The following is a 737-nucleotide window of genomic DNA, read 5'->3' as shown; positions in this document are numbered from 1 at the left end:
CTGCTTTAGTTGCTGCTTCTTTAGCTGCTTCTGGTTGAACTGGTGTTGGACGAGCATCTCCAGAATTTGAAGTAGATTTACAAGCAGTCAAACTTAGTGCAATACACATCGCTAATGCGGTTGTTTTTAACGTTGGTTTCATAACTTTTCCTTTAATATAAAGATATAGACTAACGCTTTCATTGAAATCATACTGACTACATGATGCCTCATTAACAATGAATTTCAATAAAAACCAGCAGTATGATAAAACAAAAAAAAACAAAAAATAAATGAAAACTATTAACATTTGTTGGCTCTAAATACAATTTTCTAAATAAATGGCGTGTACAGTCATTCCATGTATTTTCATGATAGAATGCTCCTTAAAAATTTTCTCACCGCACTTTTCAAGTATGTCGTTACAATTCAATATAATCGCCTTATTACTGGTGATTTTAATTATTCTCGGGTTACTCAGTCACAACAGCGCAATTACCATTTCTGCTGCCGTATTACTTATCATGCAGCAAACTTTTTTATCTTCACATATTCCTTTGCTCGAAAAATATGGCGTTAAAATTGGTATCATTATTTTAACCATTGGGGTTTTAAGCCCCTTAGTTTCAGGGAAAATTCAGTTGCCTGATTTATCAGGTTTTCTTAGTTGGAAAATGGCACTTTCCATTTCCGTTGGTGTACTTGTGGCATGGCTTGCAGGCAAAGGTGTACCTTTAATGGGCGAACAACCGATTTTA

General features: G+C 34.6%; 1 protein-coding gene. It reads left to right on the top strand.

Annotation, left to right across the window (positions count from 1 at the left end; all coding sequences use genetic code 11):
- Positions 1 to 395 precede the first annotated feature (395 nt).
- A partial coding sequence (locus AAX18_RS07945; protein WP_046953501.1) for a DUF441 domain-containing protein occupies positions 396 to 737 on the top strand: 342 nt, incomplete at its 3' end.

This window comes from Haemophilus haemolyticus (genome assembly GCF_001008205.1).
GTDB lineage: Bacteria > Pseudomonadota > Gammaproteobacteria > Enterobacterales > Pasteurellaceae > Haemophilus > Haemophilus haemolyticus_Q.
This window is presented reverse-complemented; position numbering and strand designations above follow the sequence as displayed.